This window comes from Pantoea sp. At-9b (genome assembly GCF_000175935.2).
GTDB lineage: Bacteria > Pseudomonadota > Gammaproteobacteria > Enterobacterales > Enterobacteriaceae > Pantoea.
This window is the reverse complement of sequence record NC_014838.1, coordinates 708,993-733,662: the sequence shown is the minus strand read 5'-3', so window position 1 is coordinate 733,662 and position 24,670 is coordinate 708,993. Positions and strand designations below refer to the sequence as shown.

Annotated in this window: 19 protein-coding genes; 16 read left to right on the top strand and 3 right to left on the bottom strand. The window is 56.6% G+C overall.

Translation table 11 applies throughout. From position 1 onward, the window contains the following. Position 1 precedes the first annotated feature (1 nt). Positions 2 to 607 carry a malonate decarboxylase holo-ACP synthase gene (locus PAT9B_RS23680; RefSeq protein ID WP_013511827.1) on the top strand — a complete coding sequence of 202 codons (606 nt, stop codon included), beginning with the start codon at positions 2 to 4 and terminating at the stop codon, positions 605 to 607. Further along, positions 604 to 1,497, top strand: a complete 894-nt coding sequence (gene mdcH, locus PAT9B_RS23675; RefSeq protein WP_013511826.1) for a malonate decarboxylase subunit epsilon — start codon at positions 604 to 606, stop codon at positions 1,495 to 1,497. Before PAT9B_RS23680 ends, mdcH begins: the two co-directional genes overlap by 4 nt. On the opposite strand, the gene PAT9B_RS23670 is transcribed toward mdcH, so the two are convergent. The 3 genes from PAT9B_RS23670 to PAT9B_RS23660 all read right to left on the bottom strand — a co-directional run bounded on the left by PAT9B_RS23670 (position 1,482) and on the right by PAT9B_RS23660 (position 5,144). Then, positions 1,482 to 2,426 carry a LysR family transcriptional regulator gene (locus tag PAT9B_RS23670; protein WP_013511825.1) on the bottom strand — a complete coding sequence of 315 codons (945 nt, stop codon included), beginning with the start codon at positions 2,424 to 2,426 and terminating at the stop codon, positions 1,482 to 1,484. The two genes, mdcH and PAT9B_RS23670, sit on opposite strands and share 16 nt — an antisense overlap. Before the next feature lie 33 nt (positions 2,427 to 2,459). Beyond that, positions 2,460 to 3,641 (bottom strand): low temperature requirement protein A, encoded by a 1,182-nt coding sequence (locus PAT9B_RS23665; protein WP_013511824.1) that lies wholly within the window; start codon positions 3,639 to 3,641, stop codon positions 2,460 to 2,462. Positions 3,642 to 3,773: 132 nt separating this feature from the next. Beyond that, positions 3,774 to 5,144 (bottom strand): LLM class flavin-dependent oxidoreductase, encoded by a 1,371-nt coding sequence (locus PAT9B_RS23660; protein ID WP_013511823.1) that lies wholly within the window; start codon positions 5,142 to 5,144, stop codon positions 3,774 to 3,776. Positions 5,145 to 5,395: 251 nt separating this feature from the next. On the opposite strand from PAT9B_RS23660, the gene PAT9B_RS23655 reads away from it, so the two are divergent. The 14 genes from PAT9B_RS23655 (at position 5,396) to PAT9B_RS23590 (ending at position 24,663) form a co-directional block, all read left to right on the top strand. After that, entirely contained in the window at positions 5,396 to 7,015 is a 1,620-nt protein-coding gene (locus tag PAT9B_RS23655) for an ABC transporter substrate-binding protein (protein ID WP_013511822.1), read from the top strand. Then, complete coding sequence (locus PAT9B_RS23650) at positions 7,012 to 7,965, top strand: ABC transporter permease (RefSeq protein WP_013511821.1); 954 nt, start codon at positions 7,012 to 7,014, stop codon at positions 7,963 to 7,965. Before PAT9B_RS23655 ends, PAT9B_RS23650 begins: the two co-directional genes overlap by 4 nt. Beyond that, on the top strand, positions 7,965 to 8,792 hold the full coding sequence (locus PAT9B_RS23645; protein ID WP_013511820.1) for an ABC transporter permease: 828 nt from the start codon (positions 7,965 to 7,967) through the stop codon (positions 8,790 to 8,792). The genes PAT9B_RS23650 and PAT9B_RS23645 overlap by 1 nt, the downstream gene beginning before the upstream one ends. A 10-nt stretch (positions 8,793 to 8,802) precedes the next feature. Beyond that, positions 8,803 to 10,422 carry an ABC transporter ATP-binding protein gene (locus tag PAT9B_RS23640; RefSeq protein ID WP_013511819.1) on the top strand — a complete coding sequence of 540 codons (1,620 nt, stop codon included), beginning with the start codon at positions 8,803 to 8,805 and terminating at the stop codon, positions 10,420 to 10,422. A gap of 12 nt (positions 10,423 to 10,434) precedes the next feature. Continuing rightward, positions 10,435 to 11,844 carry an LLM class flavin-dependent oxidoreductase gene (locus tag PAT9B_RS23635; protein WP_013511818.1) on the top strand — a complete coding sequence of 470 codons (1,410 nt, stop codon included), beginning with the start codon at positions 10,435 to 10,437 and terminating at the stop codon, positions 11,842 to 11,844. After that, positions 11,841 to 12,974, top strand: a complete 1,134-nt coding sequence (locus PAT9B_RS23630; RefSeq protein ID WP_013511817.1) for an LLM class flavin-dependent oxidoreductase — start codon at positions 11,841 to 11,843, stop codon at positions 12,972 to 12,974. The genes PAT9B_RS23635 and PAT9B_RS23630 overlap by 4 nt, the downstream gene beginning before the upstream one ends. Positions 12,975 to 13,007: 33 nt before the next feature. Further along, positions 13,008 to 14,228 carry an acyl-CoA dehydrogenase family protein gene (locus PAT9B_RS23625; protein WP_013511816.1) on the top strand — a complete coding sequence of 407 codons (1,221 nt, stop codon included), beginning with the start codon at positions 13,008 to 13,010 and terminating at the stop codon, positions 14,226 to 14,228. A 9-nt stretch (positions 14,229 to 14,237) separates the two neighbouring features. After that, positions 14,238 to 15,446: a GNAT family N-acetyltransferase gene (locus tag PAT9B_RS23620; RefSeq protein WP_013511815.1), complete on the top strand. Its 1,209-nt coding sequence runs from the start codon at positions 14,238 to 14,240 to the stop codon at positions 15,444 to 15,446. Between the two features lie 20 nt (positions 15,447 to 15,466). After that, complete coding sequence (locus tag PAT9B_RS23615) at positions 15,467 to 17,197, top strand: ABC transporter substrate-binding protein (RefSeq protein WP_013511814.1); 1,731 nt, start codon at positions 15,467 to 15,469, stop codon at positions 17,195 to 17,197. Positions 17,198 to 17,206: 9 nt separating this feature from the next. Further along, the gene (locus tag PAT9B_RS23610; RefSeq protein ID WP_013511813.1) at positions 17,207 to 18,838 is read left to right on the top strand and encodes an ABC transporter ATP-binding protein; all 1,632 of its coding nucleotides are present in this window, start codon (positions 17,207 to 17,209) and stop codon (positions 18,836 to 18,838) included. 2 nt (positions 18,839 to 18,840) lie between these two features. After that, complete coding sequence (locus PAT9B_RS23605; RefSeq protein WP_013511812.1) at positions 18,841 to 19,779, top strand: ABC transporter permease; 939 nt, start codon at positions 18,841 to 18,843, stop codon at positions 19,777 to 19,779. Continuing rightward, entirely contained in the window at positions 19,779 to 20,783 is a 1,005-nt protein-coding gene (locus PAT9B_RS23600; RefSeq protein ID WP_013511811.1) for an ABC transporter permease, read from the top strand. Before PAT9B_RS23605 ends, PAT9B_RS23600 begins: the two co-directional genes overlap by 1 nt. Before the next feature lie 437 nt (positions 20,784 to 21,220). After that, entirely contained in the window at positions 21,221 to 22,516 is a 1,296-nt protein-coding gene (locus PAT9B_RS23595; RefSeq protein WP_013511810.1) for an esterase family protein, read from the top strand. Between the two features lie 278 nt (positions 22,517 to 22,794). After that, positions 22,795 to 24,663, top strand: coding sequence for a TonB-dependent receptor domain-containing protein (locus tag PAT9B_RS23590; RefSeq protein ID WP_223300492.1), 1,869 nt, complete (start codon positions 22,795 to 22,797; stop codon positions 24,661 to 24,663). Positions 24,664 to 24,670 lie beyond the last annotated feature (7 nt).

Genomic DNA, 24,670 nt, shown 5'->3' with positions numbered 1-24,670 from the left:
CATGAACATCACCGCACGTCCCCACGACCTGCTTTGGCTACGCCATGACAGGGCGCTGGTCGGCATCACCGAAGCTTGGGTGGCCGAGCTGTGGCATTGCCAGCAGCCGGTGGTGGTGCGACGTGATGTGATGCAACAGGGGTTGATTCCGGTTGGCGTGCGCGGTCAGGCACGCCAGCAACGGGCCGCGGGTTGGGTGGCACCCGCTGACGTGGTGCGGGTGATCTCGCCGGAAATGCTGGTGGTGCCACCTCAATTGAATCATCACCCGACAGTTCAGGCGCTGGTGGTGCTGCGTCAGCACAACTGGCCGTGGGAGTGGGGCGTGACCGGCAGCACGGGTTTTGCGCTGGCAACCGGCTTACCGGTATTGCACCAGGACAGCGATTTGGATCTGCTAATCCGCGCCGCAACGCCATTGCGGCCTGCTGACGTTAGCCGCTGGCAACAGGCGCTGTCGACGCTGCCATGCCGTGCCGACACCCAGATTGAGACCCCCTTTGGTGGCTTTGCGTTGAATGAGTGGCTGCGCAGTGGACGCGTGCTGCTGAAAACCGCACAGGGACCGCGCTTAACGGATAATCCCTGGGCAGAGGAGATGCCATGAAAACCTTGTTTACCTTTCCCGGTCAGGGCGCACAACGGCCAGGTATGCTTCACGATCTACCACGTGATGTTACCTGGCAGCAGGCGCAAGCGGTATTGGCGGATGAGCTGACCACCCTCGACAGTCCTGACGCATTACAGCATACCCGGTCCGTGCAGCTTGCACTGCTGATAGCGGGGGTCTCCGCTGCCCGCAGATTGATGGCGCAGGGTGTGCAACCGGATATGGTCTGTGGCTTGTCGATTGGCGCTTATCCGGCGGCGGTGATTGCCGGGGCACTGGACTTTGCGGACGCGTTACGGCTGGTGGCGCTGCGCGGCGATCTGATGGAAAGTGCGTATCCGCACGGCTATGGTCTTACCGCCATCAACGGCTTACCGTTGTACCAGGTGGAGCCGCTGGTGGATAACCAGCACAGTTTTATCGCCAACATCAACTCGGAATCGCAGATCGTCATTGCGGGCAGTGAGGCGGCGATGCAAGCCGTCGGTGATGCGGCGCGGGCACAAGGCGCCAACTGCGTCCGCCGCCTGGCAATTAGCGTGCCATCCCACTGCGCCTTGTTGAATGAACCGGCGCACAAGCTGGCGCAGCAGATGCGGCAAGTGTCACTGCAACCGCCACGCTGTGCCTACCTCAGCGGCAACAGCGCCCGGGTATTGTGGCAACCGGAACGCATTGCTGACGATCTGGCGATGAATATGGCCCGCCAGGTTCGCTGGCATGAGGCGATGGTCGCGGCGGAAGAACGCGAGGTACGGTTGGTGATTGAGATGCCACCCGGCGGGGTGCTGACCGGCCTGACGCGCAGTACCCAACCGCAGGGGGAGTGTCTGGCGTTGGAGCGCAGCAGCATCGAACTGGTGCAACATCTCTACGCTCGTGGCTGAGACTTATCCTGTAGGCTCAGGGCGTACATCCGGCCCTCCGCCACCAGCGCTAACAGATTCGGATCATGTTCGCGGTTGCGGGCAAAGACGATGGCGATTTGCTGGCGCATTTGATAAGGCTCGGCCAGCTTGCGGAACTGTAAGTCGTGCTCGTATTGTTTGCGCATACGCCCCGGCACCAGTGAATACCCCATCCCCGCCTGCACCAGGCTGAGCATCGAAAAGATATCATTGACGCGCGTGACGATATTGGGTTCAAAACCCGCCACATGACAGGCTTCCTGAAAACCGGTAAAGGTGGCAAACCCTTCATCGAGCGAGACAAAGGGTTTGTCGCTGTAGTCGCGCAGGTCGATATCCACCGCCGCATCGCGCGGTTCCGTAGTCGGCACCGCCAGATAAATATCATCCTGAAACAAGCTGACCTGCTCAAACACCTTCTGGTCGATTTCCGTTTCCGTCACCGAGATGATGATCGCGTCCAGTTGATTATTTTGCAGCATCCCGGTCAGCACCTGATTGGATCCCATGGTTAGGTTCAGCTCCAGTTCCGGGCGACGCAGTTTCATATTCATGATCAGGCGTGGCACGGTTTCCAGCGATAAGGAATACAGCGTGCCGATCCGCAGATGTCCCAGCCCGATACCCGCCGTGCGCCGGGTCTCTTCCAGCCCCTGGCTGAGGGTCTGCAACGCTTCGCGGCTATACTCCAGCAAGGTCCAGGCGGCGGGCAGCGCCACCAGGTTACGTCCCTTGTGGGTAAACAGCGGGCAACGCAGACTCTCCTCCAGCGTATGCAACGCGCGGTGCACACTGACGGTACTGATGCCGAGTGTTTCCGCCGTGCGCGCCAGATTTTCGCTTTCCATATAGGTGCAGAAAATGAAAAGTTTGCGCACCGTCAGATCATTATCGAAATTGAGTTTCATGAATAAAGTCATTAAAAATGAAGACGATGATTATCATACACCTTTCATTTTAATCATGCGGCGCTGATGTACCCGTGATTCCGCCACGGCTGTGATCAGCATGATCACGGTGGTCAGCCAACCGGCCTGTTCCAGCGTTAACACCGGCATCAGTACCACCGCCAGACACAGCGCCAGCGCCCCGACAATATGGGTGACGGGGATGCTGCCGTACACCACCCGTTTGTAGATGGCGCTGCCTACCAGGAAGATCACCGACCCGGCGCTGATTACCGCACCATGCAGCAGCGTCACGTGATGTTCCGGCCCTTCGAGGGTGAGGTCATTCCCTACCGCCATGACGATAATCCCGCCGACCAAAATCACATGGATATAGTGAAAACGTGCCCCCATGCGACCAGGATCAGCGGAGTGGGTGATGGCCTGTGTCGCCTGCTCCCCAGAAGTGCCAAAGTAGAGCCACCATACCGCCAGCGCCGAAATAAACGTTGCGGACATCGCGGAGAGTACCGGGAAGGTCCAGGCCTGGCTCTCGGCCAGACTGCCTCCGGTCGCCAGCAGGCTTTCTCCCAACGCCACGATCACAAACAACTGACAACGTTCGGTGAGATGTCCCCCCTCGATCGTCCAGTCGCGGGTGGAGGAACGTCCCATCCCTGGCAGGGCAAAACCGGTCATCGGCGAGAGATATTCACACAACACCGCCAGAGCCCAGAGGGCGGTGCGCAAACCGCCGCTGCTCAGCGCACCGGCACACCAGATCAGCGCGGAAATGACCAGCCACACCAGCATCCGGCGATAGTTGGCGCTCAGGGCATGATGTGGACCGAGCACGCAGACAATCCATGCAGTGCGCCCCACCTGAATGATGAGGTACGCGGTCACGAAGAACCACGCCCGCTCACCAAAAGCGTCGGGCAGCGCGGCGGCCATCACCAGTGCCGCCGCCATCACACCAAATAACAAGCTACGAATTTGCGGCGTTTCGGGACTGAACCAGTTGGTGACCCAGCAGGTATATTGCCAGCCGAGCCAGACCGCGAACCACAGAATCAGCGTTTGCAGCATGCCGTTGGCGCTGAGATCGTGCAGCAGGCGGTGGCTAAGTTGGGTAACGGCGAACACGTAAACCAGATCGAAAAACAATTCTTCCCAGGTGACGCGGGCATGGTGCCCATCGCGCTGGCGCAATAAGCCAGGATGTTGAACAGTCATGACAGTAATCTCAGCGATGATGTGACGTTAAGCATAATCCGTAGCGGCGCGATTTATCGCGCGGTTTTTAAACCCAAAGGTCAAAAGAGCGCGATAAATCGCGCCGCTACGAATGTGTGCCTGGTTGGCAAATCAGGGGAGGGGATTTTGGGCGGGGTGATCGATCGCAGGCTCGTTACCGCCCTGTGGGAACAGACACTGGCGCAGAGTGCTGCCAGGCAGGTTGCTGCCCAGACGTCCACGCTGTTGCAGCACCGGCACCACCCAACGGGCAAAATCCGCAAAACTGGACGGGCTGAGCCACTGTGCCAGGTTAATACCATCGGTATCACTCTCCTCCAGCCACTGTTCCAGTTGGGTGGCGACCTGTTCTCCGCTGCCAACGAAAGTCTTTTGTCGGCCAAGCCCGGATGCTGGCAGGAACACCTCGCGCAGGGTTTTGCGGGGTTCACCCTCAGTACCGGTCACCATTTTAAGCAGTGACTGATTGGAATTGGTGTGACGCCAGTCGAGCGGCGCATCGATGTCATGTTGCGAAAGGTCGACACCGGTGCTGGCGGCGTAGTGCACCAACGCCCCTTCCAGATCGTAGTAGTGTTGCAGTTCGGCAAAACGCGCTTGCGCGGCATCCCCGGTCGCGGCAGTAATCACCGTTACGGCGCTGATAAATTTAATGCTATCCGCTGCGCGGCCATACTCGCGGGCGCATGCTTTGATCGCCTGGACCTGCTTTTTGACGCCTGCGGCGTCCAGTCCGGCGACGAACACCACTTCTGCATGTTTCGCCGCAAACGCAATCCCACGCGGTGAGCCACCGGCCTGAAACAGCACCGGTGTGCGTTGTGGGCTGGGTTCGGAGAGGTGTGCGTCCGGCACATCAAACCACGCGCCATGATGCCCGATGGCGTGCACTTTAGTCGGGTCGCTGTAGATACCGGCCTGTTTATCACGGCGCAGCGCATCACGCTGCCATGAGTGTTGCCACAACTTGTAGCACACCGCGAGAAATTCATCGGCGCGTTCATAACGTTGGTCATGATCCATCTGACGTTCCAACCCAAGGTTGCGCGCCGCACTCTCCAGTTGCGAGGTCACGATATTCCACGCGATACGTCCATTACTGAGGTGATCAAGGGTGGTGAACTTGCGGGCGAGCAGATAAGGCTGTTCATAGGTGGTGGACACCGTGATACCAAAGCCGAGTCGTTGCGTGCTGGCGGCCATCGCCGAGACCAGCAGCAGAGGATCGATCAGAGGTGACTGGATACCGTTGCGCAGTGAGGCCGCCGGGGAGTCGCCCCAGTTATCCAGCAAACCGAGCGCATCGGCAATAAACAGGCAGTCAAAGTGGTTTTCTTCCAGCAGCCTGGCTAATTCCGTCCAGTAATCAATATCGGTATAACGCCAACCCTGCTCATCAGGATGACGCCACATGCCATAATTAATATGTGAGACGGCCGCCATGGTAAAACCGCTCAAAATAATTCTTTTTTTCTCTGACATGGTTATTCCCGGTGCAATGAAAGCCATCGAGAGTAATAAGAAAACCGACGTTGTGTAATGAAGAAATCTGCAATTTCAAATGAGAAATCCGGCATTAAATAAAGCATCAGACTGACTTTTTATTTGCGGAAATGGCATTTAAATATTTCTGTAACGCGTGCTAACGTGCCGGTCATATTAAAAATAACGAATCAACTCACTGATTCAGCTGCGTTTGCGGCACACAACACCTGCGGTCATCGGAAAACATCATGCAAAACAAACCTCACGATGAGAGCGTTGATGCCTCTCGTCGTCTGCTTATTAAGTTGTCAGCACTCTCTCCGCTGATATTTATCGGTATGGGCCGCAGTTTGCCAGCATTGGCCGCAGACGACGAGGCGCAACGCTACGGTAAAACGTTAATTGTTGGTCAGGCGCTGGAACCAACAATTTATGATCCTAACCGGCAATATTCCTATGAAACCTACCGTGTTGATAAACACATCTATGAATCCTTAGTCGCTGAGGATTTGTCGGTTCCTGCCGCGCAGGGGACGCCGCCAATTATTCCGGCGCTGGCGACCCAGTGGCAGGTCAATGACGATGCCACGGTCTACACCTTTCAACTGCGGCAAGGCGTGGTGTTTCATGACGGCACTCCTTTTGATGCCGAAGCGGTGCGTTTTAATGTGCGGCGTTTTACCGATCCCACCTTCGACTATTTTGACCCACGTTCTCAGGCGACGATGGCGCAGGTGTACGGGGATCTGAAAACCCTGGAGGTGATTGATCCGCACACCGTGGCTTACCACTTCAATCATCCGTTCCCGGATTTTCTGCGCTTTTTACCCCAGGGCAACTGGGTATCTGGCATTTTCAGTCCGGCAGCGTTGCAGAAATGGGGGCAGGATGGCCTGGCGGAACACCCCACCGGCACCGGTCCGTATCGCTTTGTGCTGCGGGTACGTAATGACCGCACCGAATTGGTCAGAAATGACAGCTGGTGGGGTAAGAAACCCTATATGGAACGCATCATTTTCCGGCCGATTCTCGATGGCAGTACCGGCATCAGCGCATTGCAGTCCGGGCAGGTCGATATCCTGTCACGCACCCCAACCGATGCGGTAGATTTGCTGGCGCAAAGCGGTTACCAGGTACACGACAGCGTCGAAGCCAACCAACTGTTTCTCGGCTGGAACTTCGCCAACCGTTTCACCAGCCAACTGGCGGTGCGCCAGGCGGTGATTAAAGCCATCGATCGCGAAGGGTTAGTCAAAACCCTACTCAACGGCCATGCGGTGGCAAGTTACAACATTCTGAATCGCGCCAATGAAGCCTTTCTGGCGAGCCAAAAAGATTATCTATACGACCCGGAAGGCGCGAAGAAACTGCTGGCGGATGCCGGTTTCAAACCTGGTGACGTCAGTTTCACCATTATCACCTACGACCAAAACCAGCCGGTGATTGAGTGGATTCAGCGTGATCTGAGCAAGGTGGGCATTAACGTGCAGGTGGTCTCTCAGGAGTGGATCACCTATAGCTCCCATCTCGCCAACCTTGCGCCAGAAACCGGCCTGTTCACCATGGAGTGGGGATTGATTACGCCACAATGGCTGCGTGTGGCATGGAAAAACTATGTGGTCAGCCGGGGCAAAGGTGAAGCGGTGATCACCGGCGTGGCGGAGTTAATTGAGAAAGCCTCCGTTACCGTCGATCGCCAACAGGCGCTGACACTATGGCATCAGGTCAATCAGCAATTTCAGCAGCAGGCCGCCTTTGTGCCGTTGCTGGCGCTGAACCGTGTCTTTACCAGCTCCCCGGCGGTACAGGGATTCAATGTCCCGGCACAGAACTTCTATGATTTGACGCGGGTGTGGCTCAAATCATGATACGCCTGATCTTTATGCGGCTGTTGCAGGCAATTCCGCTGGTGTGGGTGATCTCATTGCTGGTGTTTCTGATTGCCAAACTGGCACCTGGCGATCCCATCACCAACGCACTGGCGGGCCAGTTGTCGCAGGACGCGATTGAACACATTCGTCAGCTCTACGGGCTGGATAAACCTGCCGCACTGCAATATCTGCTGTGGCTGAAAAACCTCCTGACCGGTGACTGGGGCATGTCTCTGACCATGCGCACGCCGGTGATTGAGGTGTTAGGTGGTGCGTTTGGCAACACGCTGATCCTCACCGGAGCCGCCGTGTTGTTGTGCCTGATCCCTGGGGTAATCATCGGGGTGATGTGCGGTTTGTGGCACGGCACTCGTCGCGACCGCCTGGTGATGCTGGTGGTGCAGCTTGGCCACAATATCCCGATTTTCTGGCTCGGGGTGTTTTTCATCTGGCTGTTTGCCGTCAAATTACGCTGGTTCCCGGTATCGGGCATGTACGACATGCGCGGCGATCAGGGGCTGGCGGATCTGCTGCATCATCTGTTTCTCCCGGCGCTCTCCACCGCACTGATCTCCATGCTGATCCTGGCGCGCCAGGTGCGCAGCAGCACGATCACCATCATGCAGCAGGACTATCTGCGCACTTACCGCGCATTGGGCTATCCGCGCCGGGTACTGCTGTGGCGTCATCTGGGACGTAATTTATTGGCTCCGATCGTCAGCATTACCGGCTTGCAGATTGGCTATCTGCTCAGCGGGGTCATCTTTATTGAGAAAATTTTTGCCTGGCCGGGGATCGGTTCCCAGTTGTACAACGCGGCTGCCGGGCAGGATTATCCCACCATTCAGACCGGGGTGATGTTGGTTGCGCTGTGCTTTGTGGTGGTAAATCTGCTTAGCGACCTGATGCAAAATTGGCTGAATCCCCGGCAGCGGGGGCAGTTGTGATGACGCTACGTCGATTGATGGTTCAGCAACCGCTGGCCGCCGCCAGCCTGGTGTTGTTGGTGCTGATGATCGCCATCGCAATGCTGGCCCCCTGGCTGGCACCTTATGATCCGCTCCAGGCTTTTCCTGGCTTGCGCCTGGCCGCTCCGGGTACGCCGGGCCATCTGCTCGGGGGGGATAACCAAGGGCGCGATATGCTCAGCCGCTTGATTTGGGGCGGACGTAGCGCGCTGGGGGCCTCGATTCTGCCAGTGATCTTCGCCGCCGTCGTCAGCCTGGCGTTAGGTATGTTTGCCGGTTACCGCCATGGCGCGATCTCCGCGTTTATCATGCGCTGCATCGATATGCTGTTCGCCTTCCCGATGGTGCTGTTGGCGATTGGTCTGTCGGCGGTACTCGGCAGCGGCTACCTCACCGTGATTATCACCCTGATTTGTAGCGTGATCCCTTACCTGACGCGGGTGGTGTACAGCGATACCCGCGTTGAGGTGCAGAAGGAGTACGTCGAGGCATTGCGCGCACAGGGTGCCAGCCATGCCGACATCCTGTTCCGTGAGTTATTACCCAATGTCGTGACGCCCTTGTTGGTCTACACCACCTCTCTGTTGGGCGGCATGGTGGTGTTTCTGGCCGGGCTGAGCTTCCTCGGTCTGGGCGTCCAACCGCCACAGGCCGACTGGGGGCGGATGGTGGGTGAAGGGGCGCAGATGATGATCCTCGGCGCACCGCATATCGCTACGCTGCCCGCGCTGGCGATTGTGGTGGTGTCACTGGCATTTAACTGGCTGGGAGATGGCTTACGCGATCTCCTCGACCCGCATCGCTGAGGAGACCACCATGACGTTATTAACGGTTTCTCAGCTTAACGTGCAGTTCGGCAGCGATCGTGTGGTGCAGGATGTGTCGCTGAGTATCGCGCCGGGTGAAGTGCTGGCACTGGCCGGGGAGTCCGGGTCCGGTAAAAGCATCACGGCTGCCGCCATCCTCGGTTTGCTACCGCAACAGGCCAAAGCCAGTGGCGACATCCTGTTCCACCATCAGCCGCTGCTTAACCAGCCCGATGCCCGGCTGAATCGTCTGCGCGGCCATGCGCTGGCGATGGTTGCGCAGAATTCACTCTCCACCCTCGACCCGTCATGGCGGGTAGGGCAGCAATTGCAACATAACCTGCGTCGCCTCGATCCCCGGCTCAGCCGGAGGGAACGGCGCGCCGGGGCGATTCACTGGCTGGAACGGATGCACATCCGGCAGCCTGAGCAGGTCATGGCGCGCTACCCGCATGAACTGAGCGGTGGCATGCGGCAACGTATTCTGATCGCGCTGGCGGCGATGTGTCAGCCCGAGTTGTTGATTGCCGATGAACCCACCACGGCACTGGATGCCAGCGTGCAACGCGAAGTGCTGCACTTATTACGCGAGCTGTGCCAGCAACAACAGATGGCGATGCTGCTGATCTCCCACGATTTTGGCGTAGTGGCGTCGCTCAGCGATCGCGTTGCGGTGATGCGTCATGGCCGCATTGTGGAAACCGGCAACACCGCTGAGGTGATTGCCGCGCCACAACATCCGTATACGCAAGCGTTACTGGCGGCAGTGCCACACCCCAATCGTCAGCCACCACCGGCAGCCGCCAGCAGCACGCTGTTACGGGCGACAGGATTAGGGCGTGACTACTGGCAGCGTGAATTTTCAGGCTGGTGGCCGCGCAACGTGCGTTTCAGTGCGGTTGAGGCGGTTGATCTGCAACTGCATGCCGGGGAAATCGTCGGCATTATCGGTGAATCCGGCTCGGGCAAATCGACCTTAGCCCGCCTGCTGGCGCAACTGGTCCCTGCAAGTCGTGGTGAGCTGCAATTTGCGGGTGATTCGCTGGCGGCATTCCGTCGCCAGTTGCAGTGCGTGTTTCAGGACAGCCTGGCGTCATTTAACCCTCGACTGACACTGCGCGAACAGCTGATTCGTCCGCAGTTACGTCTGGCAGTGGTGCGCGACCGTGAGAGCGCGTTAGCTCGTGCACAGCAGCTGTTTAGTGAGGTGGGGCTGGAACCGGCGTTGCTCGATCGCTACCCCCATCAGCTGTCTGGCGGCCAGCGCCAGCGCGCCAATATTGCGCGCGCGCTGGTGGTCAATCCGCGTTGTCTGCTACTGGATGAACCCACCTCGGCCCTTGATTTATCGGTGCAGGCGCAGGTGATCGCGCTGTTACAACGGCTGCATCAGCAGCACCAACTCACTTATCTGTTTATCAGTCATAACCTCGCACTGGTTGCCCAGTTTTGTCAGCGCATCCTGGTGATGGAGGCAGGACGCGTGGTTGATGATTTCACGCGTGATGCGCTCTACGACGCCGGACGACATCCGGTCACGCAGCGTTTACTGGCGGCCAGCACCTTGCTGTCGGACAGCCGTGACAAACCACAACCGGTCGCGTTCGCCAAACAACAACGTCAGGCTTAATGGAGGAAAATGATGAGCGCTGAGAAGAAAACGCTGTTATTTAATGGCTTCTTAATGAATGTGGTCGGCCATGTCTCGGCTGGATTGTGGCGTCACCCTGACGATCGCGCCAGTGAATACACTACGCTGGACTACTGGATATCAATCGCTCGCCTGCTGGATGAAGCCGGTTTCGACGCGATGTTTATCGCGGATGCGCTGGGGCAGATCGACGTGTATCAGGGCAAACCGGACGCTGCCTTGCGCACGGCGGCACAGTCGCCAGTCAACGACCCGCTGCTGCTGGTGTCGGCGATGGCGGCCGCCACACAACAACTGAGTTTTGGTATCACCGTTTCGACCACCTATGAACATCCTTACCTGCTGGCGCGCAAATTCACCACCCTGGACCATCTGACCAAAGGACGGGTGGCGTGGAACATCGTCACGTCGGTGCTGGAATCGGCCGCGCGTAACCTTGGGCTGGAACGCCAGATGGACCACGACGAACGTTACGAGCGCGCGCAGGAGTTCCTGGAAGTGACCTACAAACTGTGGGAAGGCTCATGGGAAGAGGATGCGGTCAGACGCGATCGCCAGCAGGGTGTCTACACCGATCCGGCTAAAGTCCATCCGATTCGTCATCAGGGACGCTGGTTCAGCGTACCGGATGCCCATTTATCTGAACCCAGCCCACAACGAACACCGGTCCTGTTCCAGGCGGGCACCTCCGATCGTGGCCGTCAGTTTGCGGCGCAGAATGCGGAGGTGGTGTTCCTCGGTGGCACCACTGCGCTGGCGATTCGCAACAATATCGAACGTATTCGCGCGCTGGCACGCCAGCAAGGGCGTGCTGATGAGGCCATTCGTTTTATCACCGCGGTCAGCGTGGTGGTGGCGGAAACCGATGAACAGGCCCATGCCAAATTTCAGGATTACCTCAGCTACACCAGTCAGGAAGCGGCACTGGCGTTGTTCTCCGCCTGGACCGGGGTGGACTGGTCCGAATGGCCGCTTGATGCGCCGTTGCAATATATCGAAACCAACGCCAGCCGTTCTGCCCTGGTCGGGTTAACCCGCATTGATGCCGAACGCGTCTGGACGGTGGGTGATATCAGTAACTACATCGGCATCGGTGGTATTCATCCGACGTTGGTGGGCAGCCCGCAAACGGTGGCCGATGCGCTGGAAGCGCTGGCAGATGAGTCCGGCATTGATGGTTTTAACCTCGCGTATGCCATCAGCCCCGGCAGTTTTGAAGATTTTGTCCGCTGGGTGGTACCGGAATTACAGGCGCGTGGGCGGATGCGCCGTCCTGATGGCCGCGCCTCGACGCTGCGTGAACGTCTACAGGGGGAGGGGCAACGTCATCTGCGCAACGACCATCCCGGTACGCGCTTCCGTGATCTGCATACCCAGCGCTATCCGGGAAGTGACGCATGAGTATCCATCTCCACTGGTATCTGCCCACCAATGGCGACAGTCGGAGCATTGTCGGCGCAGGCGATGATTCGCAGCATATCCAGGGCGGCGAGGTTAACTATCGCGCGGCTTCACTGGACTACCTGATCGATATCGCGCGCAGTGCCGAACGGCTCGGTTTCGAGGGGGTACTCACCCCAACCGGCAGTTGGTGTGAAGATGCCTGGCTGAGCACGATGGCAATCAGTCAGCACACGGAAAAGCTGAAGTTTATCGTGGCATTCCGACCCGGTTTTATTTCGCCGACGCTGGCGGCGCATCAGGCTGCCACGTTCCAACGGCTGACACAGGGACGGCTGCTGATCAATATCGTCACCGGCGGTGATCCGGTGGAGCAACGGCGCTATGGCGATCAGTTGGACCATCAGCAGCGCTATGCCCGCAGTGGTGAGTTTATCGCCGCGTTCAAAGGGGTGAGCGCGGCGCGCGCTAACGGTCAGCCGTTCGATTTTCAGGGGCAGCATTATCAGCTGGAGCAGGCGACGTTATTGCCTTCAGCCTGGCCGGTGCCGCCGGTGTTCTTTGGCGGTGCCAGCGCGGCAGCGCAACAGGTGGCGGCAGCGCAGGCGGATACCTGGATCACCTGGGGCGAGCCGTTGGATCAGGTCGCGCCACGGCTGACGGCGGTGCGTGCTGCGGCCGCCACTCAGGGACGTCAGCTGACCTTTGGCATTCGTTTCCACGTCATTAGCCGTGACAGCGAGGAGGAGGCCTGGCGCGAGGCGGCTCGCCTGCTTCAGGGCATCACCCCCGCGCGTATCCACAGTGCGCAAAGCTTGCTCAGCCGCACGGAATCCGTCGGGCAGCAGCGGATGACCGCGTTGCTCAACAACATCGAAGCCCGCCACGTCAATCCCGAAAACGTCAGGGCGCTGGAAATTGCTCCCGGTGTCTGGAGTGGTTATGGCCTGGTGCGCGGCGGTGCAGGCACCGCGCTGGTGGGCAGCCATCAGCAGGTTGCTGAGCTGATCAAGGCGTATCACGCCCTGGGTATCGATCACTTTATTTTATCCGGCCAACCGCATCTGGAAGAAGCCTGGTGGTTTGCCGAAGGCGCAGGAGCGCTACTGCGCCGTGCCGGTTTAGTTTGACCCTCACACTCATAACTTTATCAGGGGAATATCATGAGTCACGCTAACGACATCTATCAGGGTGTCAGCGAGAGCGAGTTCGCTCACTGGAAGCAGGTGGCACAACAGGTGGCTGATCGACTCGCTGCAACGTTGCTGGAACGTGACCGCGCCAATCAGCATCCGTTTGAAGAAATTGACTGGCTGCGGCAGAGCGGCTTGCTGCGACTGGCGGTGCCGAAATCGCTGGGCGGCGGCGGTGCCGATCTGGTCCAGGCGTTGGAAATCAGCCGCATCATCTCGGCTGCTGATGGTTCGCTTGGCCAGTTGATTGCCTATCACTATTCCAATGGCGTCTGGAGCTACATCCTTGGCAATCGCCAGCAGTGGGAATTTATCGCGCGCGGCATCGTCGAAAAAGGCTGGTTCCAGTCGAGCATCAGCAATCCTCGCGATCCCCGTTTACAACTGGAATGGGACGGTGACGACGTGCTGGTAAGTGGTCGGCGTACCTTTGCCACCGGCGCGGCGGTGTCGCAAGTGATGACCATTGCCGTCTGGGTGGATGACAAGCTGGTGCAATATCAGGTCACCGCCGATCAACCCGGCATCCATTTCAATGACGACTGGGATAACCTTGGACAGCGCCTCACCGCCAGCGGCACGCTGAATTTTGATCGCTTACGGCTGCGCCCGCAGGATCGTCTGACCGGACTGGAGGAGCATCCGGCCAGTGCCACGCTGCGTAACGCCTTACGTAACCAGTTCAGCCAGCTGATCTTTGTGCATTTCTATCTCGGTATCGCCGAGGGCGCGCTCAAACATGCTGCTGCCTATTTCCGTGACACCGTCCGTCCCTGGCCGGAATCCGGTGTGGATAATGCCCTCGATGACCCCTACCACCGCCTGAAAGCGGGTGAACTCGCCTCAGAACTGGCGGCAGGCATCGCACTGGCGGAGAAAACCGCCCGCACATATCAGGTGGCATTCCAGGCTGAACATGACCTGACCGAAAGCCAATGGGGCGAACTGGCGCTGCTCACCGACCAGTCCAAGGTGATTGCCAACAACGTGGCACTGAAAATCAGTCACGAATTGTTTGAACTCACCGGCGGGCGTTCCACCGGCAATCAATACGGTCTGGATGTTTACTGGCGCAACGTTCGCACGCATACCCTGCATGACCCGGTGACGTATCGTACCCGCGAAGTGGGTGATTATGTGTTAAGTGGCAAGCTACCGACGCCGCGCGTTTACGCGCCGCCCAAGGCCTGAGGTGACGGCATGGTGGATGTTGGTCTGATTCAGGAGCCGCATACCTTACTGGCGGCAGCCACCACCTTTCGGCAGGCGATGTTTGGCCTGCCCGGCGGCGTCACGCCGTTGGAGAATTGGGTGGAAGAGTATCTGCAACCGGGGCGGGTGTACGGTGCCTGGCTGGCGGGAGAACTGGCGGGCACCACCAACAGTTTTCGCGGCGAAATCACGCTACCCGGTGGCAACCGGGTATCTCACGCGGCGGTGACGCATGTCGGCGTGTTGCCGCAGTTCAGCCGCCGTGGTGTATTGCGCGCGCTATTCCAACGTCAGTTGAACGATTTTCACCAGCAACAGGTGGCGGTTGCGACGCTACGTGCCTCACAGGGCACGATTTATCCACGTTTCGGCTTTGGTATCGCCAGTTGGTTCAATACCCTCAGCCTCGATAAGCGCGAGCTGGGAGCGATACCCGCCAGTGCGGCGCGGATTGAACTGCTGCCTGCGGCACAAGCCTGGGAGCAGCAAGTCACCATCGTGCATCGTTTTCCTGAACGGCGGGCAGGTACGTTAACCCGTTGGCCGCAGTGGTGGGCGATGCAACAACATCGCCTGCGTCACAGTAGCCACAACCACTACGTTGCGTTGTTGATACGTAATGAGGAGCCACAGGCGTTTGTACGTTACCACGCCCAGCCCGACGAGAACTGGCTCTACAGCCGCGATCGCACGCTGGTGGTGGATGATCTGCACGCACCGGATGCCGACAGTTATCAGGCGCTAATCGGCTATCTGCTGCAACTGGATATCACCCGCCATATCACCTTTGCCTCCCGCCCGACTGACGATCCCTTGCCACTGTGGGTGGATAACTCACGGGCGGTGACAATCAGCGCCCAGCGCGATGAAAGCTGGCTGCGCATCATTGATGTTGCAACCACCTTGAATGCCCGGCAGTGGGGGGCGGAACAACCCGTCACGCTGGCGGTTCACGACCCGCTGTTACCCCATAACCACGGGTGCTGGCAGCTTGGGCCACAAGGTGTTCGGCGCAGCACGGCAGCGGCGGATGCCAGCCTGTCGATTGATGCGCTGGCGACGCTACTGCTGGGTGGCAGTCGCGTCTGGCAACTGATCTTTAGTAAAAAAATTGAACTACATAACCCTCAGGCCGCAGGCCGACTCGAACGGTTATTTGCCGTGACGCAGTTGCCCTGGGCTGGCCTGTTTTTTTGATTGGATACCAGGAGATTTTCATGCGTAAAGCGCACGCCCTTATGTTGCTGCTGTCAGGTCTGGCATGGCAGGCGACGGCTGCTGATGCCCCACAACCCGGTGGTACGCTGCGTATTGCCTCGTTACAACCGGACTTGGATGCCTTTGATCCGCTGACCGGCTATTCGGTGGATTCGTGGGAAATTCTGCGCGCGGTCACGCGTCAGTTGGTCACCTATCCCGGATCGTCACAAAGCCTGAAAGATGACACCACGCTGGTGCCCGATTTGGCCAAATCTTGGGATGTCAGCGCCGATGGTAAAACCTATACCTTCCATCTGCGTGACGGCATTCGCTATGCCGGACCCACCACCCGTTCCATCGTCGCGAAGGATTTTGTCTACGCAATTAAACGCTTTTGCGATCCCAATAAGCAGGTGGCGGCGGTGAATTACTTCAACCTGGCTTTCTCCGGTTTTGCCGATTACTGCAAAAAATTCGCCGCCGTGCCCACCGGCGACCTGGCGGCCACCAAAGCCTTTATTGATAGTCATGAGATTGCCGGCGTCAGTGCCCCGGACGATCACACCCTGGTACTGCGTTCCGACAGCAAAAACTATGATTTCCTGAATATTCTGTCGATGAACTTCGTTACGCCGCTGCCGGAAGAGGTGGCCTCGCGTTACTACCCGGATTCGCCGGAATTTCGTAAAAACTTTCCCTCCAGTGGACCTTACGAGGTGGCGAGTTATGCCAGCGGCCAGAAGCTGGTGCTGAAAAAGGTGGCGAATTATAACCATGCGCAAGACCCGGCGCGTCATGCGTATGTCGACCAGATTGACATCAACTTCACCGGCAACAATGAAGACAGCGTGATGCAGCGTGTGCAGGCAGGGGATGCCGATCTGTCGCTGTATCTGGACGTACCGCCGCAGGCGGTGATCCGCCAGTACGCGATTAAAAACAGCCCGTATTTGCATGCTGCCAACAGTGGTGCGGCCAACTTTATCGCCATCAATGCACAACCGGAAGCCAAAAGCGCGGGGGCGACCGCGCTGCGTGATTTGCAGGTGCGTCAGGCCTTAACATACGCGGTTAACCGTGCGCACCTGGTGCAGGCACAGGGGGGCAAAATTGCGGCCCTGCCGCTCGGTCAGATCATCACCAGCACGCTGCTGGGCCATGAACCGCTTGACCTCTATCCCACACCTGAGAACAAAGGCGATCCGGCCAAAGCCAAAGCGCTATTACAGCAGGCAGGCTTTGCCAACGGCGTGACCTTTGACCTCGTGTACCGCGCTAACAATCAGTTCAGTACCCTGGCGGTGATTCTGAAAGAGGATCTGGCGAAAGCCGGTATCACCCTGAACCTCAATCCGGTGCCTGCGCCACAGTTTATGGCTTATCTGCAAAGCCCGGAAAACCATTGGGATCTGGCGCTGGGGCAGACCTCGCCCGACTGGCAAGGACCGGCCACGCGCATGCTGCTCGGCGGCTGGCTCAATTCAGACGCCTCTCCCTGTGGGCGCGGTAACGTTTATGCCATCTGCTACAGCAACCCACAGCTGAACCAACTGGCAAAACAGGCGTATTCCTCAGACAACCCCGGCCCGATTTGGGCACAAGCCGATCGTCTGGTGTCCGCCGATCTGCCGTGGATTCCGTTGTTCGAGAAGCGCCGTATCGCTGTGACCTCCGATCGGGTGACCAACTGGACCTGGTCGTCGCTGGCAACGCAGGCGGATATCACCAATATCGCGTTAAAACCTTAAGAGGATCGCATGTCATTACTGAGCGTGAATCAACTGTCGGTTGGCTTTGATGCCCAACCACCGCGGGTGCAACAGGTCAGCTTCGCTGTGGAACCTGGGGAAACGCTGGCGATCGTTGGCGAATCCGGCTCGGGCAAAAGCCTGAGTCTGCTGGCGCTGCTCGGCCTGTTACCTGGCAACGCCAGGGTGACGGGTGAGCGATGGTTTAATGGCCGTGAGTTGAGTGGACTGACGGCCGATGAATATCGCCAGCTACGGGGGGCGCAGATGGGATATATCTCCCAGGACCCGCTCAGTAACCTGCATCCGTTAAAAAGCGTCGGTAAGCAGATCGAGGAGGCGATTCAGGCGCATCAACGCCTGCCACGCAAGGCCCTGCGTCACAGGGTGATCGCTTTGCTGGAAGAGGTGGGCATCCGTGAGGCGGCGCAACGTTACCATGCGCGTCCGGCACAGTTTTCCGGCGGGATGCGCCAGCGCGTGATGATCGCGATGGCCATCGCGCTTAACCCGAAACTGATTATCGCGGATGAGCCCACCACCGCGCTGGATGTCACGGTACAGGCGGCTATCCTGCAACTGCTAAAACGACTGCAACAACAGCATGGCTGCGCGTTGTTGTTTATCAGCCATGACCTACGGGTGGTGGCTGATATCGCCGATCGTGTGGTGGTGATGCAACACGGGCGGATTGTGGAACAGGGCGAAAAAGCAAAGCTGTTCCATCAGCCGCAACATCCTTATACCCGTTCGCTGTTGCAGGCGAGCTGGCATCAGTATGCCCCCGCCGCAAAGCCACCGGTTGTTGGCACGCACCTGTTGTCGGCCAACAATCTGGTACGCCAGTTTGGCCGCCGCGTGGGCTTTTTTAGCCAAACGCAGCGGGTGCTGAATGGCATCAGTTTTAACCTGGATAAAGGCGAAATTCTCGGGCTGGTAGGGGAGTCAGGATCGGGGAAAACCTCGCTGGGCAGGCTGGTTGTTGGCCTCGATGGGCCGGATCAGGGCAGTATCCGACTGAATGATCAGTTATGGCAGCAAGCCGGGCAACGGCTGGCCATCGATCATCCCTTACGTTATGCGGTGCAAATGGTGTTTCAGGACCCGTATAACAGCCTCAATCCGCGTCGGCGCGTGGTGGAAATCCTCAGTGAACCGTTGCAACTGACGCAGCGTCGTGAAAGCGGTCAGCCATTGAGCGCACAGCAGCTTCAAGGAGCCGTGGTTGACCTGCTGCAAACCGTTGAACTCCCGGCTGAACTGGCGCAGCGCTATCCCGCTCAGTTATCTGGCGGGCAACGCCAGCGTGTTGCCATCGCCCGTGCGCTGGCAATGAAACCGCAGCTGATTGTGGCTGATGAAGCGGTGTCGGCGCTGGATGTCACCACCCAACATCGCATCATGCAGTTGATGATGCGTTTGCGTCGTGAACAAGCGTTGTCGCTGCTGTTTATCTCTCATGATCTCTCTGCCGTCGCCGCGCTCTGCGATCGGGTGCTGGTGTTGCAGAATGGCGAAATCATTGAGCAGGGCAGCAGTGAACAAATTTTTAATCGCCCACAGCAGGCGTGGACGCGACAATTGTTGGCGGCGATCCCCGGCCAGTCCCGCCTGTCACCGTTAGCGACTGCGGAGGTCTGAATATGGCGCAACATCTGATGGCGGAGAGTCTGCCGTCCTCGACGACGCAGCCTGCCGGGCTACTGCGCCGGATCTGGCGGGAGAATAGCGCCCGCCGCGGTCTGATGATCGTGGTGCTGGTGGTCATTGCAGCATTTAGCGCGCCGCTGGTTGCGGTCTGGCTGGGACACAGTGAAACCGAACAATTCCGTGATACCGCCTTGTCCGATATGGGGATCCCGATCGGCCCGACGCGCGCCTTTCCGCTGGGTGCGGATGATAACGGGCGAGATGTGTTAGTGCGCACCCTGTATGGCACCCGAATATCGTTGTTAGTGGCGCTACCGGCGACCACGCTGGCGATGGTAATTGGCCTGTTGGTGGGATTGGTGAGTGGCTATCGTGGCGGGCGTATTGATCAGCTCTGCCAGCAGTTAATCAACCTGGTGTTGTCATTTCCCTTTGTCGTCACTGCCCTTAGCCTGTTGGCCCTGAATCACAGCAGTGATGGCGGCGTAAAAGTGGATCCAGCATGGGTGGTGATTGCCGTGATCACCTTTTTCTCCTGGGGTTACTTCGCCCGCCTGACGCGTGGGCTGGTGCAACAGCTGCGCCATCAGGAATTTGTTGCAGCGGCGGAGCTGATGGGTATGACGCGCTGGCGCATTCTATGGCGTGAAATCCTGCCTGCCGTGTTGCCCACTGTCGGAGTGTATTGGGCGATTCAGTTGCCAACCAATATTATTGCAGAGGCGACGCTCTCCTTCCTCGGTGTTGGGGTGCCAGCACCGTTAGCCAGTTTGGGCAATATGATTGCGGATGTGCAGCGTTCGGCGATGTATCAAGTGCAGCCGTGGTTTTTAGTCGGCCCGGCGCTGGCGTTATTTTTTACCGTGTTGGGATTTAACAGCCTCAGCAGCGGATTGCGTAATATTTTCGACCCTCACCTGGAGCGGCGCTGATGTTTAAATTCTACTCGTTAGCGCAGACGATGTTGCGTGCGCTGTTCACGTTGCTGTTGGTGCTGATTGCCGCTTTTATTTTGACGCGTGTGGCTTATCAGGATCCGGCCGTAATGCTGGCACCGCGTAACGCTACGCCACAGGCGATTGAGGCCATTGCCCGTGCGTTACATCTCGACGATCCCTGGTATCAACAGTTGCGTTATTTTTTATGGCGCGGCCCGGAAATCCAGGGAACGGCGGTGGGGTTGATGCACTGGCCTCCGGCATTAGGCTATTCATTCCGCTTCCAGACACCGGTCACGCAACTGGTGCTGGATAAGGTGGCCGTGACGCTGTCACTGGCACTGGGGTCTTTGCTGATCTGGATGATAATCTCCTTGATTACCGGCGTGCTGGCAGCGCGTTATCGTGACCGCTTTGTCGATCGTGCTCTGGCGCTATGTTCCTACGTGGCGCTGTCCTTACCAACCTTTCTCAGTGGCATGTTGATTATCTTTTTTCTGTTTTATCAACTGTCACTGCACGGTATTGAGTGGTTTCCGGCGGGGGGCTATGTCGCGCTAAGCGAGAACCCCTGGCAATGGTTGCGTCATTTGTTGCTCCCCTGGCTGACGCTGGCACTGGCCGAAGTGGGTATTTTTCAGCGGGTGATTCGCGCCAGTATGCTGGAGGTGCTTAATCACGATTATATTCGCACGGCGCGTGCCAAAGGCGTGCGGGAATGGCGGGTGTATTTTGATCATGCTTTAAAACCGGCGATGAGTCCGGTACTGGTGCTTACCGGGATGGAACTGGCTGCGGTGATGGGCGGGGCGATTGTCACCGAGAAAATGTTTGGCCTGGATGGGGTTGGGCGTCTGGCAATTGATGCCGCGCTGGACGGTGATTTTCCGGTGGTAATTGGAACAACCCTGTTTGCCGCCTGCGCGTTTATTTTTTGTAATACCCTGGTGGATATTCTGCAGAAAACACTGTTTGCCGCAGGTGATAAAGGGCGTTGAATTTATAAGGCCAAAAACACGCGATAAATCGCGTCGCTACGAAAGGGTGCCAGATTGTAGCGGTGCGATTTATCGCGCAACAAAATAGATCGTTATTTATGTCTGCTTTATGTCAGTTCTGACACAAACTTATCATCCGATGAGAATTTGCATGGATTTATATTTTTATTTCATTTCCTGCCGATAAAATCCGCGATAAAAGTGAGTTAACCATTACATATCAATGAGTTGAATTTTTGTCATTGCAAATGATAATCATTGTCATCAACGATTGCCTAACGCGTCGTATCTGCTATCTTGTCAGCGCATTTAGCACTGGGATTGAAAGTTCAGTAAATAGTGTCAGGCATATATTTATAACGCGGCTTCAACCGGTTCAATAAATATAGCGAATCTGAGCTTATCAATTAATTCCACACAATGAGTCAGAGATTCAGATGAAAGATAAAAAATTAACTGGCGTAGCAAAGAGCGCACTTGCCATTTTTTGCTCAGCAATCATCGCTCATCAGGCTGTTGCTGCGCTACCTCAACCCGCTGATGATACTCACGCTCAGGTGCATGATGGTGGCAAGGGCGGCCCGCATAAATGGGCACCTCCGCCGCAACCGTATAAAGTGCTGCCGGATAACAAAGTGGTGTTTAGCATTCGCGCGCCGCAAGCCACGAAAGTCGAGGTACAAGGTGGCTGGCCGGGCGGTATTGCAGGCGACAGCCATGTAGCGTTGACCAAAGGTCAAGACGGCACCTGGAGCGCGACTGTGGGTCCGCTGGCGTCGGATATCTGGCACTATCAGTTTATCGTCGATGGCGTAAAAGCGATGGCCGAATTTGGTCGTAAAGGGGGAGCGCAAAACGGTCTGGGAAGTGACGAGTTCGCCATCCCCGGTGCAAAAGCCGATGATTTTATCGCCCAAGGCGCTGCGCGAGGTAGCATCACCTATACCTCCGTCCCCTTTATGAACAGTGAAAAACGCTTCACTGTGTATACGCCGCCGGGTTACTTCAACGCGACCGATCGTTATCCGGTGCTCTATCTGACGTTGGGGGGTGCTCACGATGGTTCCCGCGCCAATGAAGATACCTTTATCTTCAACCTGCTCGACAACATGATTGCCGACAAACGCATCAAACCGATGATTGTGGTGGTGCTGGACCCGGATGCACCAGGTGGCAGTTCATTGGGTAACTCCAGCTTCCATGGCGGCGGTAACCAAACCAGCCCGAGTTATATCGAGGCCGCGCAGGCAATCGTGGATAACGTGGTGCCGTTTGTTGATAAAGCCTTCCGTACCCTGGCCGATCGTGATCATCGCGCCATTGGTGGCTTCTCTTCACCAGGTGCTCAGGGCTTTATGGCTGGCGCACGTAACCCGAAAGTGTTTGCGTCTATCGCCACCTTCAGCGGTGGCTTCCCGACCTGGCCTGGCGTCGGGGTGCAAATCGACAGCAAACTGCACTATCCACGCTATACCGGTCCTGACCTGAACCGTGTACCGGATATGAATAAACTGGGTGCGCTCATCCCCGACCTCAATGCGGATGCACAGATGAAATTGGTGTTTATGAGCGTGGGCAGCGATGAGCCACTGATTCAAACGTTTGATCTAATGAAAACCTTCCTGCAACAACGTGGTATCAACGCGCATACCGTTGTTGAACAGGGCGAAATTCATGATGGTCGCAATATCCGCGTTTCTCTGCGCAATCTGTTGCCGTTATTATTCAAGTAAATTGACGCCTGTGCATTTTCGATGCACAGGCATCTAAGAAATATTCGCTATATATCAGGGTGTCTATTAATACACGGATTTGTCTCGCCGGTGGCAGGCTTGACCCGATCGTTATTGGATAAAATAAACGTGAGAATAAATAAATGAAAACAACATCTGCAAAAGGATACATGCATCTTTCACCATTATCTCTCGCAATAACATTATGTTTACTCACCACGGCGACCGCCAGGGCGAATGAAACACTCAATACCACTGACGCTAATGATCAAGGAAATATGACAGTGACGGCGTCGGGTTTTGATGAGGATGTCACTAAAGCTGCTGCGTCCGTTACCGTAATTACTAACAAACAAATTCATCAACGCGCTTATTATAGCGTGATTGATGTACTGAAGGATGTTCCCGGTGTTTATGTTACCGGTGGGGTGGGTTCGGAAGAAATTACCATGCGCGGTATGGCCAGCGATTATACATTAATCCTGGTGGACGGAAAAAAGGTGAATGTCAGGGAAAGCCAATCTGATACCACCGTAACCGGCTATCAATTCCTGCCCGGGATTGAAGCTATCGACCATATTGAAGTGATTCGTGGCCCGGCCTCGAATTTATATGGCTCGGACGCAATGGGTGGGGTGATCAATATTATCACCAAAAAATCCAGCGGAGATAACTGGCACGGTTCATTGGGGACGTCTGCAACCCTTCAGCAGCACAGCCGTTCCGGGAACATTTATCAGACCAGTGCACATGTGGCAGGGCCGTTGATCAAAGATACCCTGAGCATGAAAGCCGACGGTACGTTCCAGCAACGCAACGAAGATGATTACGATGGCGGCTCGCCAAAAAACAAACTGGAGAACGGTTCTTTAGGCGTCACCTGGACCCCCAATTACGACAACATCTTTGATTTTGATGTCTCACGTGCCATTCAGGATCGGTTATCGACACCTCGCACTTCCGGTGGCACGACGAATCGGACCTACACCCGTAATGACTACAGTATCACCCATAAAGGCTACTACGGCATTCTGGAAACCAACTCCTATGTCCAGGTAGAAGATTCAAGCAATTCCAGTAGCAATATTATCGGTCGTAATACCACCCTGAATACCATCGAGAAACTTTATCTCGGGGACAGCCATGCTCTCTCGTTTGGCGCGATGTTCCTCAACGAAGAGATTAAGGATGCCAACAACGTTATTAAAACCGAGAGTGGTGATGCCGCGTCAAAACTGACGCGTAATAGTTGGGCGTTGTTTGCTGAAGATCGCTGGACGATTGTCGATCCTTTCGACCTGGTTCCCTCCCTGCGTCTAGATGAAAACCAGAAATTTGGCTCCCACATCACGCCTAAACTCTACGGAATCTGGACCCTTAGCCCGGAATGGACTCTGAAGGGCGGGATTTCAGGTGGTTATAAAAACCCGACACTGCGGCAATCGGCATCGAATTGGGCTGACTCCGCGGGTTCAGGGCAAAGGGATGGCGTGAGTATCGGTAACCCGGATTTGAAACCGGAAACCAGCACCAACTATGAGCTTTCCCTCAACTGGCAGCATGAGAATATCAAAGCGGGTGTAACCGGTTTCTACAGTAAATTTAAAAACAAAATTGAATTAGAAACCTTATGTACTGGGGACGCAGGTTCTTACGGCTGTGAATATAATGGCGAGCTGTATGATTTTGTCTCGTCTTATTATAACGTCAGTAAAGCGATGATGCGCGGTATTGAAACCACCTTTGCCTGGGATATTCGTCCTGACTTGCACCTCAATACGTCTTATACCTACACCGAAACCAAACAGCTTTCCGGTGAATATGAAGGGCAGCCACTTAACCAGCAACCCAAACATTTGATCAGTACGCGACTGGATTATGATTTGTCAGAAAGTATCAGCCCCTGGGTGAGATGGTATTATCGCGGCAAGACCTCCGAGCATTATGCTGGTAATTCCCGTTCCTCTGAAACTGCCGGTTTCCCGGGGTATTCATTAATTGATCTGGGCGTTGATTTCCGCTTGACCAAACAATTAAGCATGAACACCGGCGTATATAACCTGCTGGATAAATATATTGATAGCGACACCTATGGTGGTAACCAGGATGGCCGTCGTTACAACCTGAGCCTGACCTATAAATTTTAAAAGAAGA